The sequence below is a fragment of the Streptomyces sp. Sge12 genome, from assembly GCF_002080455.1.
GTDB lineage: Bacteria > Actinomycetota > Actinomycetes > Streptomycetales > Streptomycetaceae > Streptomyces.
Genome location: NZ_CP020555.1, coordinates 4070985 through 4086795, shown reverse-complemented (window position 1 = coordinate 4086795; position 15811 = coordinate 4070985). Strand labels below are relative to the sequence as shown.

Annotated in this window: 13 protein-coding genes; 7 read left to right on the top strand and 6 right to left on the bottom strand. The window is 70.3% G+C overall.

Annotated elements, in window-relative coordinates; genetic code table 11:
• Positions 1-19: 19 nt before the first annotated feature.
• A complete protein-coding gene (locus B6R96_RS18215; protein WP_053167459.1) occupies positions 20-1486 on the bottom strand; it encodes a CCA tRNA nucleotidyltransferase in 1467 nt (488 codons plus the stop codon).
• A gap of 184 nt (positions 1487-1670) precedes the next feature.
• Between B6R96_RS18215 and B6R96_RS18210 the strand changes: the two genes are divergently transcribed.
• The 7 genes from B6R96_RS18210 (at position 1671) to trxA (ending at position 11202) form a co-directional block, all read left to right on the top strand.
• Positions 1671-3935, top strand: a complete 2265-nt coding sequence (locus B6R96_RS18210) for a DUF6049 family protein (protein WP_030383935.1) — start codon at positions 1671-1673, stop codon at positions 3933-3935.
• Between the two features lie 46 nt (positions 3936-3981).
• On the top strand, positions 3982-6156 hold the full coding sequence (murJ, locus tag B6R96_RS18205) for a murein biosynthesis integral membrane protein MurJ (protein WP_081522967.1): 2175 nt from the start codon (positions 3982-3984) through the stop codon (positions 6154-6156).
• A 117-nt stretch (positions 6157-6273) separates the two neighbouring features.
• Positions 6274-8004 (top strand): protein kinase family protein, encoded by a 1731-nt coding sequence (locus tag B6R96_RS18200; RefSeq protein ID WP_030383933.1) that lies wholly within the window; start codon positions 6274-6276, stop codon positions 8002-8004.
• Between the two features lie 99 nt (positions 8005-8103).
• Positions 8104-8799 (top strand): RNA polymerase sigma factor SigM, encoded by a 696-nt coding sequence (gene sigM / locus B6R96_RS18195; protein WP_081522966.1) that lies wholly within the window; start codon positions 8104-8106, stop codon positions 8797-8799.
• Positions 8796-9713, top strand: coding sequence for a hypothetical protein (locus B6R96_RS18190; protein ID WP_081522965.1), 918 nt, complete (start codon positions 8796-8798; stop codon positions 9711-9713). Before sigM ends, B6R96_RS18190 begins: the two co-directional genes overlap by 4 nt.
• A 128-nt stretch (positions 9714-9841) precedes the next feature.
• Positions 9842-10801, top strand: coding sequence for a thioredoxin-disulfide reductase (gene trxB, locus B6R96_RS18185; protein ID WP_081522964.1), 960 nt, complete (start codon positions 9842-9844; stop codon positions 10799-10801).
• 62 nt (positions 10802-10863) lie between these two features.
• Positions 10864-11202 (top strand): thioredoxin, encoded by a 339-nt coding sequence (trxA, locus tag B6R96_RS18180; RefSeq protein ID WP_030383929.1) that lies wholly within the window; start codon positions 10864-10866, stop codon positions 11200-11202.
• Positions 11203-11271: 69 nt separating this feature from the next.
• Here the strand turns inward: trxA and B6R96_RS18175 are convergent, their stop codons facing one another.
• The 5 genes from B6R96_RS18175 to B6R96_RS18155 all read right to left on the bottom strand — a co-directional run bounded on the left by B6R96_RS18175 (position 11272) and on the right by B6R96_RS18155 (position 15810).
• Complete coding sequence (locus tag B6R96_RS18175; RefSeq protein ID WP_030383928.1) at positions 11272-11889, bottom strand: GNAT family N-acetyltransferase; 618 nt, start codon at positions 11887-11889, stop codon at positions 11272-11274.
• Positions 11890-11991: 102 nt separating this feature from the next.
• A complete protein-coding gene (locus B6R96_RS18170; protein WP_030383927.1) occupies positions 11992-13080 on the bottom strand; it encodes a ParB/RepB/Spo0J family partition protein in 1089 nt (362 codons plus the stop codon).
• On the bottom strand, positions 13077-14168 hold the full coding sequence (locus B6R96_RS18165) for a ParA family protein (protein ID WP_078626056.1): 1092 nt from the start codon (positions 14166-14168) through the stop codon (positions 13077-13079). Before B6R96_RS18165 ends, B6R96_RS18170 begins: the two co-directional genes overlap by 4 nt.
• 277 nt (positions 14169-14445) lie before the next feature.
• Entirely contained in the window at positions 14446-15162 is a 717-nt protein-coding gene (rsmG, locus tag B6R96_RS18160) for a 16S rRNA (guanine(527)-N(7))-methyltransferase RsmG (protein ID WP_052870555.1), read from the bottom strand.
• Positions 15163-15297: 135 nt separating this feature from the next.
• Positions 15298-15810, bottom strand: coding sequence for a Jag family protein (locus tag B6R96_RS18155; protein WP_030383924.1), 513 nt, complete (start codon positions 15808-15810; stop codon positions 15298-15300).
• Position 15811 lies beyond the last annotated feature (1 nt).

Sequence of the window (15811 nt, the reverse complement as noted above, 5' to 3'; positions counted from 1 at the left end):
TCGCCCCGCCGTTCGTACCTCAGGCCTGCGTGGCCCACCACTCCTTGAGCGCGACGACCGCCGCGTCGCGCTCCATCGGCCCGTTCTCCAGCCTCAGCTCCAGCAGGAAGGCGTAGGCCTTGCCGATCACCGGGCCCGGGCCCACGTCGAGCACCTGCATGATCTCGTTGCCGTCCAGGTCGGGCCGGATCGCGTCCAGCTCCTCCTGCTCCTGCAACTGCGCGATGCGCTCCTCCAGCCCGTCGTAGGTGCGGGACAGGGCATTGGCCTTGCGCTTGTTGCGGGTGGTGCAGTCGGACCGGGTCAGCTTGTGCAGACGCTCCAGCAGCGGGCCGGCGTCACGGACGTAGCGCCGCACCGCCGAGTCGGTCCACTCCCCGTCGCCGTACCCGTGGAAGCGCAGGTGCAGCTCCACCAGCCGGGACACGTCCTTGACCATGTCGTTGCTGTACTTCAGAGCGGTGAGCCGCTTCTTGGTCATCTTCGCGCCCACCACCTCGTGGTGGTGGAAGGAGACCCGGCCGTCGCTCTCGAAGCGGCGGGTGCGGGGCTTGCCGATGTCGTGCAGCAGGGCCGCGAGCCGCAGGACCAGGTCCGGACCGTCCTCCTCGAGCGCGATCGCCTGCTCCAGCACGATCAGCGAGTGGTCGTAGACGTCCTTGTGCCGGTGGTGTTCGTCACTCTCCAGCCGCAGCGCCGGCAGCTCGGGGAGCACCCGGTCGGCCAGCCCCGTGTCCACCAGCAGTCCCAGACCCTTGCGCGGGTGGGCGGACAGGATCAGCTTGTTCAGCTCGCCCTGGACACGCTCCGCGGAAACGATCTCGATCCGCTCGGACATCGCCTTCATGGCCGCCACGACCTCCGGGGCGACCTCGAAGTCCAGCTGCGCGGCGAACCGCGCCGCCCGCAGCATCCGCAGCGGATCGTCCGAGAACGAGTCCTCCGGGGTTCCGGGAGTGCGCAGCACGCCGGCGGCCAGGTCCTCCAGACCGCCGTGCGGGTCGATGAACTGCTGCTCGGGCAGGGCCAGGGCCATGGCGTTGACCGTGAAGTCCCGGCGGACCAGGTCCTCGTCGATCGAGTCCCCGTAGGAGACCTCGGGCTTGCGCGACGTCCGGTCGTAGGCCTCCGAGCGGTACGTCGTCACCTCGATCTGGAAGTTCCGCACGACGTCCCCGACGCGGGCGTTCTTCTGCGCCCCGACGGTGCCGAAGGCGATGCCGACGTCCCACACCGAGTCCGCCCACGGCCGGACGATCTTCAGAACGTCCTCGGGTCGGGCATCGGTGGTGAAGTCGAGATCGTTGCCGAGACGCCCCAGCAGCGCGTCGCGGACGGACCCACCGACCAGGGCGAGGCGGAAGCCCGCCTCCTGGAACCGGCGGCCGAGCTCGTCGGCGACAGGAGCGACCCGCAGCAGTTCACTGACTGCGCGGAGCTGCACCTGACTCAGGGCACTGGGGTTGTCTTCGTTGGCGTTCGGCACAACAGAAAAGGGTACGTGCCCGGCCCGCCGGGGGCCGCCGCGTTTTACGGGCCCCCGGTACACGGCGCCCCGCCCCGAGACCGATCATGTGGAGCAAGGCGCGGCACTCGCACACAGCGGGCCTCGTTACCATGCGTAGACGCACAAAAGACGACCACTGACACTTCGAGGGACGGGCTAGCGCGTGGCCGAGGCGGCAGACATCCAGGGGGCATCACCCGCTCCTGTCCGGCGCCGGTGGCTGCGGCGCGCGATCGTCCTGCTCGCCGGGACGCCCGTGCTGGCCGCGCTGATCTACGCTCCCGCGCCCCCGGCCGAGGCCGCGCAGGCCTCGTCCGTGGATGTCCAGCTGGTCTCCATGGCCCCCACGGCGCCGGTCAAGGGCGACACCCTCACGATCCAGGGCACCGTGCTCAACACCGGCTCCGAAACGATCACCGACGCCCACGTCGGCCTGCGCGTCGGGCCCGCGCTCACGGACCGCTCGTCCATCGACGAGGCGGCGGAGCGGACCGGCTTCCGGGCCGGCGCCGACCCGGGCGAGATCGACCCGGCCTACGCGGTGAAAATCGCCTCCCTTCCGTCCAAGATCAGCCAGCAGTTCACGCTCACGATCCCGGTGAACAAGCTGGAGCTGGACAAGGACGGCGTCTACCCGCTCGGGGTCTCCCTGTCGGGGGTGACCGACAGCCGGCCGTCCGAGCAGGTCCTGGGCATCAAGCGGACCTTCCTGCCCTGGCAGCCCGAGGCCGCTGCCAAGCGTTCCCAGCTCACCTACGTCTGGCCGCTGATCTCCACCACCCGCGTGACGGCGGAGACGGGCTCCGACGAGCTCCAGACCCCGGTCTTCCTCGACGACTCCCTCGCGGACGAGCTCAGGTCGGGCGGACGCCTGGAGCAGATGGTCACCCTCGGCAAGGACCTGCCTATCACCTGGGTCATCGACCCCGACCTGCTCTACACGGTCGACGCGATGACCAAGGGCTACCGGGTCCGCACCCCGGGCGGCAAGCCCGTCCAGGGCAAGAACAGGGCCGTAGCCGAGCAGTGGCTGAGCTCCCTCGAGGCCGCCGTCCAGGGCAAGAAGGTCGTCGCCCTGCCGTTCGCCGACCCCGACCTCGCCTCCCTCGCCCATCACGGCAAGGACGTCTCGGGCACCCTGGGCCAGCTGCGCCCGGCCACCGACAAGGCGAAGCAGGCCGTCGAGACGGTCCTGCACGTCCCGGTGTCCACCGACTTCTCCTGGCCCGTGGACGGCGCCATCGACCCCTCGATCGTCAACGTCGCCACCTCGGCGGGCGCCCACAACGTCCTCACCCGCAGTGACAGCCTCGTGGAGAGCGGCGCCCTGGGCTACACGCCCTCGGCCGCCCGGCCCATCGGCGCCGGCACCACCGCCGTCGTGGCGGACGCCGACCTGTCCACCGCCTTCCAGGGCGACATGCTGAACGCGGGGACGGCCACGCTCGCCGTGCAGCGCTTCCTCGCCCACAGCCTCGCCCTGAACCTTCAGAAGACCGACGAGCAGCGCAGCGTCGTCGTCGCCCCGCAGCGGATGCCCAGCGTCAGCCAGGTGCAGACGATGGCCGCGGCCGTACGCGGGCTCCAGGCGGGCCGCTGGACGCAGCCCGGGGACCTGGAGGCCGCGGCCGCCGCCAAGCCCGATCCGGGAGCCACCACCCAGGTACCGGGCGCCGGTCAGTACCCCGAGGCCCTGCGCAAGCAGGAGCTGCCGGTGGCGGCCTTCGAGAAGATCCGCACCACGCAGAGCACCCTCGACCGCTTCAAGGTCATCCTCGCCGCGCCCGACCGCGTGGAGATCCCCTTCGGCAACACGACCAACCGGGAGATGTCCACGTCCTGGCGCGGGCGTCCGGACGAGGCCCGCCTCTACCGGGACCAGGTGCAGGAGTACCTGGTCGGCCTCACCGAGAAGGTCAAGGTCATCCCCAAGTCCGACGCCACCCTGTCCGGACACAGCGCCACCATCCCGGTCAGCGTGCAGAACAGCCTGGTCCAGGACGTCCACGACCTGGTCCTGCGCGTGAAGTCCGCGAACCCGAGCCGCCTGATGTTCGGCGAGAAGGGCGAGGCCGAACAGCAGGTCACCGTGCAGGGCGACCACACCCAGACGGTCAAGTTCCCCGCCAACGCCACGGCGAGCGGTCCCGTCGAGGTCACGGCGCAGCTGTACACCAAGGACGGCATCCCCTACGGGAAGGAACGCCGGTTCACGGTCGAGGCCACCGAGATCACGCCCACCGTCATGCTCGTGATCGCCGGTGGTGTGCTCCTCCTGGTGCTGGCAGGCATCAAGATGTACGCCAGCCGCAAGCGCGTCGCGGCACGCGCGGCCGCCGAGGAGAGCACGCAGCCGAGTGACGAGTCCCCGGACACCGGAGCGCAAAGCGCGAACGGGTCCGGCACGAGTGAGACAGTGGACCGTTGATTGACGCCGTGGCCGGTCGGCCTGGGGACGATGAGGTGGGGTTTCGATGAACGCGCCGTACGACGGTGACCGCGCGCAGGGCACTGGTGGGCCTGCGCCCTCCCAGGGCACTGCCCCGGGCACCCCGGTGCCCGGGCAGGTTCCCGTGCCTGCGCCCGCGCCGGACCGTGACCCATACGTCCAGGACGCCTACGACTACGACCCGTACCGGTCCCAGGACCTGTCGGCCCAGGACCCCGTCGCCGAAGTGCTCTACGACCGGTCCGCCCACCCGCCGCCGCCGCCCGGCACCTACCAGGAGCCCGGCCCGCTCTACGCGGCGCCGTCCGCGCCCTCGTACGCCCCGGACCCGCGCGTCTGGGCCCAGACCCCGCCGCCCGAGCCGGACGGCCCCTCGCGCCACCTGCCGTACGGCGACCACGCCACCACCACCCAGTTCGTCGGAGTGGACGCCCTCGTCACCAATGCCGCGGACGAGCAGCCCGAGCCGGACGCGTTCGCGCACCTGTACCGGGACCAGGAGGCGGCCCCCCGCACCCCCGCCGAGGACGCCCCCGTGGCCGCGCCGGCGCCGAGCAAGCCCGCCGGACGCGCCGCCAGCCTCCTGAAGTCCAGTGCGCTGATGGCCGCGGGCACGATCGTCTCCCGCATCACCGGCTTCCTGCGGACCCTGGTCATCGCCGGCGCCATCGGTGTCGGCACCTTCAACGACACGTACCAGATCGCCAACACCCTGCCCACGATGATCTACGTGCTGGTCGGCGGCGGCGCCCTGAACGCCGTCTTCATCCCGCAGCTGGTCCGGGCCATGAAGAACGACAGCGACGGGGGGCAGGCCTACGCCAACCGGCTTCTGACCCTCGTCGTGGTGCTGTTGGCGGGCATCACCACCATCTGCGTCCTGGCCGCACCGGTGTTCATCACGATGATGTCGCCGAAGATCGCCTCCGACCCCCAGCAGATGGAAGTCGCGGTCGCCTTCGCCCGCTATTGCCTGCCCACCATGTTCTTCATGGGCGTCCACGTGGTCCTGGGTCAGATCCTCAACGCCCGCGGCCGCTTCGGCGCGATGATGTGGACCCCGGTCCTCAACAACATCGTCGTCATCGCCACCTTCGGCGCCTTTATCTGGGCCTTCGGCGGCTTCACCACGTCGGGTGTCAACGCCACCACGGTCACCGCCGAAGGCGTGCGCCTGCTGGGCCTGGGCACCCTGCTCGGCCTCACCGTCCAGGCGCTGGCGATGCTGCCATACCTGCGTGACGCGGGATTCAAGCCGCGCCTGCGCTTCGACTGGCGGGGCCACGGCCTCGGCAAGGCCGCCCGCCTGGCCAAGTGGACGTTCTTCTTCGTCCTCGCCAACCAGATCGGCCTCGTCGTCGTCACCCAGCTCGCCACCTGGGCCGGGTCCGTCGCGGAGGGACAGGGCCACCCCGGTACCGGCATCACCGCCTACAACTACGCACTGCTGCTGTGGCAGATGCCGCAGGCCATCATCACCGTGTCCGTCATGACGGCGGTCCTGCCCCGCATCTCCCGTTCCGCGCACGACGGCGACGCCGCGGCGGTCCGCGACGACATCTCCTACGGCCTGCGCACCTCGGCCGTCGCGATCGTGCCCTGCGCCTTCGCGTTCCTCGCCCTCGGTGTTCCGATGGCCACCCTGCTGTACGCCGGCTCGGGTTCGGGCGCGCAGAACATCGGCTACATCCTGATGGCCTTCGGCCTCGGCCTGATCCCGTACTCCATCCAGTACGTCGTCCTGCGCGGCTTCTACGCCTACGAGGACACCCGCACGCCCTTCTACAACACCGTCATCGTCGCCGCGGTCAACGCGGCGGTCTCCGCGCTGTCGTTCTTCGTGCTCCCCGCCCGCTGGGCCGTGGTCGGCATGGCCGCCGCCTACGGCCTCGGCTACGCCGTCGGCGTCGGCGTGGCCTGGCGCCGCCTGCGCACCCGGCTCGGCGGCGACCTCGACGGCGCGCACGTGATGCGCACCTACGCCCGTCTCACCGGCGCCTGCGTCCCGGCCGCCGCCGTGGCCGGCGCGGCCGCGTACGGGGTCACCCAGTGGCTCGGCAGCGGAGTCACCGGCTCCGCCGCCGCCCTCCTCGTCGGCGGAATCGCTCTGGCCGCGGTGTTCCTCATCGCCGCCAAGCGCATGCGGATCGAAGAGCTCAACGCGATGGTCGGAATGGTCCGCGGGCGTTTGGGGCGCTGATGCGCACAACCGTCGCCCCCTTTCGTGTGTCGTGCTTAGCGTCGGACTGTGGGCACAATTGGCATGGCTTCGCAGACTGGCTTTCAGCGCGCAACGGATGGGGAGGCAGGAACGACGGTGGCGGAACGTAGCACGGCTGCCGTCGACGTGGCCGATAACAGTGGCGATGAGCCGCTGGCCGCTCAGGCGGCACAGGCCACGTCCGACGGGGTGGACACCCAGAACGGACGAGCCGCGGACGGACCCATGCCCGACAAGGACGGCGAACGCACCAACCCGGCCCCTGCGGCCGCACCCGAACTCCACAGCGGTCACAAGCTCGCCAGGCGCTACCGGCTGGAAGAGTGCGTCACCCGTGTGGACGGATTCAGCAGTTGGCGCGCGATGGACGAGAAGCTGCGCCGGGCCGTGGGCGTGCACCTGATGCCCGCCGACCACGCGCGGGCACGCTCCGTCCTGGCCGCCGCGCGTTCCTCCGCCCTCCTGGGCGATCCACGGTTCGTGCAGGTCCTCGACGCCGTGGAGGAGAACGATCTCGTCTACGTCGTCCACGAGTGGCTGCCCGACGCCACCGAGTTCACCGCGCTCCTCGCCGCGGGCCCGCTGGAGGCCCACGAGGCCTACCAGCTCGTCAGCCAGGTCTCCCAGGCCATGGCCGCCGCCCACCGCGAGGGGCTCGCACATCTGCGGCTGACGCCCAGCGCGATACTGCGCACCTCCACGGGCCAGTACCGCATCCGCGGCCTCGCCGTGAACGCCGCCCTGCGCGGCATCACCAGCGAGACCCCGCAGCGCGCCGACACCGAGGCCATCGGCGCCCTCCTGTACGCCGCCCTCACCCAGCGCTGGCCCTACGAGAGCGACGCGTACGGCCTCACCGGCCTGCCCAAGGGCGTGGGCCTGATCGCCCCCGACCAGGTACGCGCCGGTGTCCACCGCGGCCTGGGCGAACTCGCCATGCGCGCACTCGCCAACGACGGGGCCACCGCCTCCCGTCAGGAACCCGCCTGCACCACTCCTGACGAGCTGGCCAAGGCGGTGGCCGCGATGCCCCGCATCCGGCCGCCGGAGCCCGCCTTCACCGCCCCGCCCGAGTACCAGCACACCACCTACCAGCAGGGCAGCTACGGCCGTCCCACGCCTCCCGGCGTGAACACCGTCCAGAGCCGGCCCGTCGCGCCTCCGCCGCCGCCGCTGCAGAGCCGCACCGGCCGGGCCCTCAAGTGGGGCGTCGCCGCCCTGCTCATCGCCGCCCTCGGCCTCGGCAGCTGGCAGCTGGCCGACCGCCTCCTGGGACGTGCCAGCCAGATGGGCAACAACGGCACCAGCAACACCAAGACCGACTCCGACGACCGTCCGAAGGATCCCGAGCCCGGTACGCCTCTCGCGCTGTCCAAGGCCACGGTCATCGCCATAGGCGGCGACGCGGTCAAGGGCGAGGACGCCGGGAAGAGCATCGATACCAACGCGGACACGGGCTGGGTGACGCCGCAGTACCTGGGGTACCCGAACTTCGGGAACCTGCCGGGCCGCAAGGACGGCAGCGGAATCATCGTCGACATCGGCAGCGTCAAGAACGTGACCGGTATCGACGTGGACTTCCACGTCGCCGGGCAAGAGGTCCAGGTGCTCGCCGCACCCGAGGCGGCCTCCCACCCGGACTCCCTCTCCGACTTCTCCCAGCAGCTCACGAAGAAGGCAGTCGTGCAGAAGCAGCTGGGGACCACGTTGGAGGCTCCGGTCCGCACGCGGTACGTACTGATCTACGTCACCGAGCTGCCTTCCGACGGCGAGGGCGGCTACCGCGGAGGCATCGACGAGATCAAGGTCCGGGGCACGGATTCCTGAGCCCTGTGCACTCCCACAGCGTCCGCTGCGCCGATGGCGCAGCGGACGCTCGTCTTTCCCGAGCCCAAGCCGTAATCTTCCGCCGGGAGGCGAGGTGTGATGCACGACGCGACGGGCGGCGACGCCAGCGACGCGGACCTGTTGGCCCAGCACGCAGCCGGTGATCCCGATGCCTTCGGGGAGATCGTGCGGAGGCACCGCGATCGTCTGTGGACCGTGGCCCTGCGCACCCTCGGCGATCGCGAGGAGGCCGCGGACGCCGTGCAGGACGCCCTGGTCTCCGCCTACCGGGCGGCCCACACCTTCCGCGGGGAATCCGCCGTCACCACCTGGCTGCACCGGATCACCGTCAACGCCTGCCTGGACCGGGCCCGCAAGGCCGCCTCCCGCAGGACCGCGCCCCTCGACGACACGGACCGCCTGGAGCGCCTTCTGGAGCCCCACGAGTCCGCGGAGGCACCTGCCGAGCGCCACGACCTCCACCGCGAGCTCCTGGCCGCTCTGAGCACCCTCCCGGCCGATCAGCGGGCCGCGCTGGTCCTCGTCGACATGCAGGGATACCCGGTCGCCGAGGCGGCCCGGATCCTCGACGTCCCCACCGGCACCGTGAAGAGCCGGTGTGCGCGGGGCCGGGCAAAACTCGTGCCGCTCCTCACTCATCTGCGCACGAATGCCGGGGATAACACCGCCGCCGAGCGGGGAAGGAACCGGACGCCGGGCTCACCCGTCCCACCAGCGGCAGAACCCCGGCATTCAGACCCAGACGCTGTGAAGGGCGGAGGTGGACGACCGTGAGCCCCACAACCGACACGACCGGCACGATCCGGCACCCGGACGTCTCGGAGATCTCCGACCTGACCGAAGGTCTTCTCTCACCGTCCCGGACCGCCGAGATCGGCCGCCACCTGGACGAGTGCGCCCTGTGCGCCGATGTCCGCGCCTCCCTGGAGGAGATCCGCTCCCTCCTCGGCACCCTCCCGGGCCCGGCCCGGATGCCCGCCGACATCGCGGGTCGCATCGACGCGGCCCTGGCCGCGGAGGCGCTCCTCGACTCCAAGCAGCCGGTCGCCCGGGCCGTCCCGGCCGACCGGGCCCACACACCGCACCGCGCTGTTTCACGTGAAACAGCGCCCGTCGGTCACCCGACCGGCCCAACGGGACCCGGGCGTCGCCGCGCGCGCCGCAGGATCGCCGTCGTCGCGGGTCTGGCCGGGGCCGCCGCCTGTGCCCTGGGCCTCTTCCTGTTCGGCGACTTCGCGGGCACGCCCGCCCACGACACCGCCACCCGCGGCGAGACGTCGGACTCCGCCGAGCAGCCGTCCGCCGCTTCCGGCCGCGCCTACACCGCTCAGGGCCTCCAGGACGACGTCCGCCAGCTCATCGCGGCCGGCCAGGGCGCCAAGACCGCTCCCGAAGAGGGGAACAAGACCCTCGGGCTGGAGAACACCAGCCCCGCTCCCGGGGTCGCACCCGGTGACAAGCGGGTGCCGACTGCGCTGCCCGGCTGCGTCCAGGAGGCCACCGGCCGCCCGGACACTCCGATCGCCGCCGAGCGCGGCAGCTACCAGGGCACCGCCGTCTATCTCGTCGTCCTGCCCCACCCGGCCGACTCCGCGCGCGTGGACGCCTACCTCGTCGACACCGCGTGTGAGCAGAGCGCACCGGAAGCCCCCGGAAAGGTCCTCCTGACGAGCACCTATCCCCGATAGCCGGGGCGTTCGGGGCCGCAGTGGGGCGGGTGGGGAATGCATGCGCCGTAGGATCCGTTGGGTGGGGTGAGAGTCCGCACCGGCCCCCGGTAGGCAGTACGCAGTCCGCAGAGACGAGGAAGAAACCCGTGAGCGACGTTCGAAACGTGATCATCATCGGCTCTGGGCCGGCCGGTTACACCGCCGCCCTGTACACCGCACGCGCTTCGCTCAAGCCCCTGGTCTTCGAAGGTGCCGTCACCGCGGGTGGCGCCCTGATGAACACCACCGAGGTGGAGAACTTCCCGGGCTTCCAGGACGGCATCATGGGCCCGGACCTCATGGACAACATGCGCGGCCAGGCCGAGCGCTTCGGCGCCGAGCTCGTTCCGGACGACGTCGTGTCCGTGGACCTCAGCGGTGAGATCAAGACCGTCACCGACACCGCCGGCACCGTGCACCGCGCCAAGGCCGTCATCGTCACCACCGGCTCCCAGCACCGCAAGCTCGGCCTGCCGAACGAGGACGCCCTCTCCGGCCGCGGCGTCTCCTGGTGCGCCACGTGCGACGGGTTCTTCTTCAAGGACCACGACATCGCCGTGGTCGGCGGCGGCGACACCGCGATCGAGGAAGCCACCTTCCTCTCCCGGTTCGCCAAGTCCGTGACGATCGTCCACCGTCGCGACAGCCTGCGTGCCTCCAAGGCCATGCAGGACCGCGCCTTCGCCGACCCGAAGATCAAGTTCGCCTGGGACAGCGAGGTCGCCGAAATCCACGGCGAGCAGAAGCTCTCCGGCCTCACCCTGCGCAACACCAAGACGGGTGAGACCTCCGAGCTGCCCGTGACCGGCCTCTTCATCGCCGTCGGCCACGACCCGCGCACCGAGCTCTTCAAGGACCAGCTGGACCTCGACGATGAGGGCTACCTCAAGGTCGACGCCCCCTCCACCCGGACCAGCGTCACCGGCGTGTTCGGCGCCGGCGACGTCGTGGACCACACCTACCGTCAGGCCATCACGGCAGCGGGCACCGGCTGCTCCGCCGCCCTCGACGCCGAGCGCTTCCTCGCCGCCCTCGCGGACGCCGAGAAGGCCCACGCAGCGGTCTGACCACCGCTCCGCCCCCGCACCGCTCCACCCCACACCCCGCAGGAAAGAAGAAGGAGGCCGCTGTGGCCGGCACCCTCAAGAATGTGACCGACGCTGACTTCGATGCCAAGGTCCTCAAGAGCGACAAGCCCGTACTGGTGGACTTCTGGGCCGCCTGGTGCGGACCCTGCCGCCAGATCGCGCCGTCCCTCGAGGCGATCGCCGCCGAGCACCCCGAGATCGAGATCGTCAAGCTCAACATCGACGAGAACCCGGCCACGGCTGCCAAGTACGGCGTCATGTCCATCCCGACGCTGAACGTCTACCAGGGTGGCGAGGTCGCCAAGACCATCGTCGGCGCCAAGCCGAAGGCCGCCATCCTGCGCGACCTCGCCGAGTTCGTCGAGGTCAAGACCGCCTGACGCGATCGATGTTTCACGTGAAACGGGGTCGCCCCCTGCATGGGGGCGACCCCGTTCCGCGTTCCGCTCTCACAGCGGCCGCAGCGCCGGCTCCTTGCGAGCCGCACCCAGCAGCCGGTCCAACGCCAGCTCCACGTCTTCCTTCCACGACAGCGTCGAGCGGAGTTCCAGCCTCAGCCGCGGATGCACCGGGTGGGGACGGACCGTCTTGAACCCCACCGCGAGCAGGTGGTCGGCCGGCAGCAGGCACGCCGGCCCCTCCCAGTGCGCGTCCCCGAAGGCCTCGATCGCCCGGAAGCCCCGCCGCAACAAGTCCTTCGCCACCGTCTGGACCATCACGCGCCCCAGCCCCTGGCCCTGATACCCCGGCATGATCCACGCGGTGATCAGCTGCACGGCATCCGGCGACACCGGGCTGGTGGGAAAGGCAGTGGCCCGCGGGACATACGCCGCCGGCGCGTAGAGGACGAAGCCCACCGGAACCTCGTCCACGTAGACCACTCGGCCGCAGGATCCCCACTCCAGGAGGACGGCGGAGATCCACGCCTCCTTCTCCTGCGCCGGATTACCCGCCTTCACGGCGGCCTCGCCACTGACCGGGTCCAGTTCCCAGAACACACAGGACCGGCAACGACGGGGCAGGTCCTGGAGGTTGTCCAGCGTGAGCGGTACCAGCCGACGACCCATGACCGCATCGTATCCACTGGTCGATCGTTCTTCGACAGCAAAGCGAAGGGGCGGACCGCGCCGGTGCACACCGCCGCGATCCGCCCCTCGAGGGCCCGGGGATCACTCCCCGGTGAGCCCCTGCTCCAGCACCCGGCCCTCGCCCGGCGCCAGCGTTCCCAGAATCCGCTCCAGATCCTCCATCGAGGCGAACTCGACGGTGATCTTGCCCTTCTTCTGGCCCAGATCCACCTTCACCCGCGTCTCGAAGCGGTCCGACAGACGCGTCGCGAGCTCGCTGAGCGCCGGAGCAACCCGGGCACCCGCACGCGGACCCTTCGGCTTCACCGCACTCGACGGCTCCGAGGCCATCAGCGTCACGATCTCCTCGACCGCACGCACCGACAGCCCCTCGGCCACGATCCGGTGCGCCAGCTTGTCCTGCTCCTCGGAGTCCTCCACCGAGAGCAGCGCACGCGCGTGCCCGGCCGAGAGCACACCCGCGGCCACCCGGCGCTGCACCGAAGGGGACAGCTTGAGCAGCCGCAGCGTGTTCGACACCTGGGGACGCGAGCGCCCGATCCGGTCGGCCAGCTGATCGTGGGTGCAGTTGAAGTCCTTGAGCAGCTGGTCGTAGGCCGCGGCTTCTTCCAACGGGTTCAGCTGAGCCCGGTGCAGGTTCTCCAGCAGCGCGTCCAGCAGCAGCTTCTCGTCGTCCGTCGCCCGGATGATGGCCGGAATGGCCTCCAGCCCGGCCTCGCGACAGGCACGCCAGCGGCGCTCACCCATGATCAGCTCATAGCGGCCGGGGGCCGACTGCCGCACCACCACCGGCTGGAGCAGACCCACCTCCTGGATGGAGGTCACCAGCTCGGCCAGCGCGTCCTCATCGAACACATCACGCGGCTGACGCGGGTTCGGCGTGATCGCGTCCATCGGAAGCTCGGCGAACGTCGCCCCCGCCACCACATTGGTCTCCGCCTCGGGCTCCGGCTCGGCCACCGGGACGACCGCGAGCGATGTTTCACGTGAAACATCGGCCTGCACGAGCGAAGCAAGCTTCGCCGCCGCGACCCCCCGCTCCGAAGCCAGCGTCGGCACCGCCGACGGAGACGTCGATCCGGCACTGATCACCGGGGGCGTCTTCTCCTGCGGAGCCGCGGGAATCAGCGCACCGAGCCCCCGCCCCAGACCTCTACGTCGCTCACTCACTGGATCCCCTCCGCCACATTCTGCGTGCTGTTCATGCCCGGGCCCAGATGGGCTTGCCGAGCGTCGTACTGCATTCCGACCCCCCGATACGCGATCTCTCGCGCTGCCTCCAGGTAGGAGAGGGAACCACTGGAACCCGGGTCGTACGTGAGCACCGTCTGCCCATAGCTCGGCGCCTCGGAAATACGCACCGACCGGGGGATGCTCGTCCGCAGCACCTCCTTGCCGAAGTGGCTGCGCACCTCCTCCGCCACCTGCGAGGCCAACCGCGTCCTGCCGTCGTACATCGTCAGCAGGATGGTCGACACATGGAGCGTCGGGTTGAGGTGGGCCCGCACCAGATCGACGTTGCGCAGCAGCTGGCCCAAGCCCTCCAGTGCGTAGTACTCGCACTGGATCGGGATCAGCACCTCCGCACCGGCCACCAGGGCGTTCACCGTCAGCAGCCCGAGCGAGGGCGGGCAGTCGATCAGGATGTAGTCGAGAGGCTGGTCGTACGCCTGGATCGCCCGCTGGAGGCGGCTCTCCCGGGCCACGAGCGAGACCAGCTCGATCTCCGCGCCCGCCAGATCGATCGTGGCCGGAGCACAGAAGAGCCCCTCCACGTCCACCACCGGCTGGACGACCTCCAGTAGGGGCCGGCTGTCCACGAGCACGTCGTAGATCGAGGGCACATCGGCATGGTGGTCGATGCCCAGCGCCGTGGACGCATTGCCCTGCGGGTCGAGATCGACCACCAAGACCCGTGCGCCGTGCAGGGCCAGCGAGGCCGCCAGGTTCACGGTCGTCGTGGTCTTGCCCACGCCGCCCTTCTGGTTGGCCACCACGATGACCCGCGTCTGATTCGGCCGGGGCAGCCTCTCTCCGGCACGCCCCAGTGCCTCGACCGCCTGCTGGGCGGCTCGGCCGATGGGGGTGTCGTCGTTGTCTACAAGAGGCGGAGGCAATGTTTCACGTGAAACATCCTCACCCGCCGATTCAGAGCGGGGACCGGGGACCGGATCGGCCACCGGCCCCGCGAGGTTGGCGTCGGACCGCACGGTGTCACTCTCCTCGACATCAGGCTCGCGATGAACAGAGCCTGCCATGTCACCCGGGTCGCGAACCAGCGGGGCCCGTACTCCTGTGGATGAATCCACCGTTGTGGACAACTCCGTCCCCCTTGCGTCCTTGCGGTTGAGGGGGGACGCGGCGGCACGGCCGCGGCTGATGATTCCGTGCAGCAGAGAGCGACGTTTCACGTGAAACACGATGCCCGGACGGAGTCTTCAGGCCGCTACGACACTCCGAAATCCATACCTATAGGGCCCAACACGGATGAAATCTCCGTGCAGGGCCCCGGTCTACAGAGAAATCAGACGACCGTCACCGGCGGCGACGGGTACGTCCCACCCGGGCGGCCTTAGCCCGCTTGGCCGCAAACCTCACCCCGCCGGGGCTCTCTCCCACCTCGACCCGCACCACCGTCGTCAGCGGATCCACCAGACCCTCGCCGACCTGGAGCACCGAGGTCTTCACCACACCCAGCTTCGCCAGCGCCGTCTTCGCCGACACCAGCTCGTCGTCAGCCGTGTCGCCCTTCAGCGCCAGCATCTCGCCGTACGGGCGCAGCAGAGGCACGCCCCAGCCGGCCAGCCGGTCCAGCGGAGCCACCGCCCGCGCCGTCACCACGTGCACCGGCTGGAGCTTGCCCAGGACCTCTTCGGCCCGACCGCGCATCACCGTGACGTGGTCCAGGCCCAGCAGCTCCACGGCCTCCTGGAGGAAGGTCGTCCGCCGCAGCAGCGGTTCGAGCAACGTGATCTTGAGATCCCGCCGCACCAGGGCGAGCGGGATACCGGGCAGACCCGCACCCGAGCCCACGTCGCACACGGTGACGCCCTTGGGCACCACCTCCGACAGCACAGCGCAGTTCAGCAGGTGCCGCTCCCACAGGCGCGGCACCTCACGCGGCCCGATCAGGCCCCGCTTGACTCCCGCGTCCGCCAGCAGCTCCGCGTACCGCACAGCTTCCGGGAAAAACTCACCGAACACCGCGCGCGCCTCTTCAGGCGCCGGGGGAAGCTCAGCTGCCTCCGTCACGGGGACCGTCCTTCCGTACGCATGGTTCTGAAGAACCACGTCTTCAAGGTGAAGCGTCGTTCGCTTGTCAGGCCAGGCTGACAAACATCGGCCCCGCCTGCGACACAGACGGGGCCGAACACATCGCGCCGGCGATCAGGCCGGAAGCACAACGACGAAGCGCTGCGGCTCCTCGCCCTCGGACTCGCTGCGCAGACCGGCGGCCGCCACGGCGTCGTGGACGACCTTCCGCTCGAACGGGGTCATCGGAGCCAGCTTCATCGGCTCGCCGGACGCCTTCACGTCGGCCGCGGCCTGGGCGCCCAGCGCCGCCAGCTCCTCGCGCTTCTTGGCACGGAACCCGGCGATGTCCAGCATCAGCCGGCTGCGGTCCCCGGTCTCCCGGTGCACGGCAAGGCGGGTCAGCTCCTGCAGAGCCTCCAGGACCTCACCGTCACGGCCCACGAGCTTGTTCAGATCACGGCTGGCCGAGTCGCTGACGATCGACACCGCGGCCCGGTCGGCCTCGACGTCCATGTCGATGTCGCCGTCCAGGTCGGCGATGTCCAGCAGACCCTCGAGGTAATCGGCCGCGATCTCACCCTCCTGCTCGAGGCGGGTCAGGGTGTCGCCACTCTCAGCGGCGGCGGTGGTGGTGCCTTCCGTCACG

Bases quoted from the DNA above. Each gene is read 5' to 3' on its own strand.
- murJ (WP_081522967.1), top strand. From the start codon at position 3,982: ATGAACGCGCCGTACGACGGTGACCGCGCGCAGGGCACTGGTGGGCCT.
- B6R96_RS18175 (WP_030383928.1), bottom strand. From the start codon at position 11,889: ATGGGTCGTCGGCTGGTACCGCTCACGCTGGACAACCTCCAGGACCTG.
- B6R96_RS18165 (WP_078626056.1), bottom strand. From the start codon at position 14,168: ATGGCAGGCTCTGTTCATCGCGAGCCTGATGTCGAGGAGAGTGACACC.
- sigM (WP_081522966.1), top strand. From the start codon at position 8,104: ATGCACGACGCGACGGGCGGCGACGCCAGCGACGCGGACCTGTTGGCC.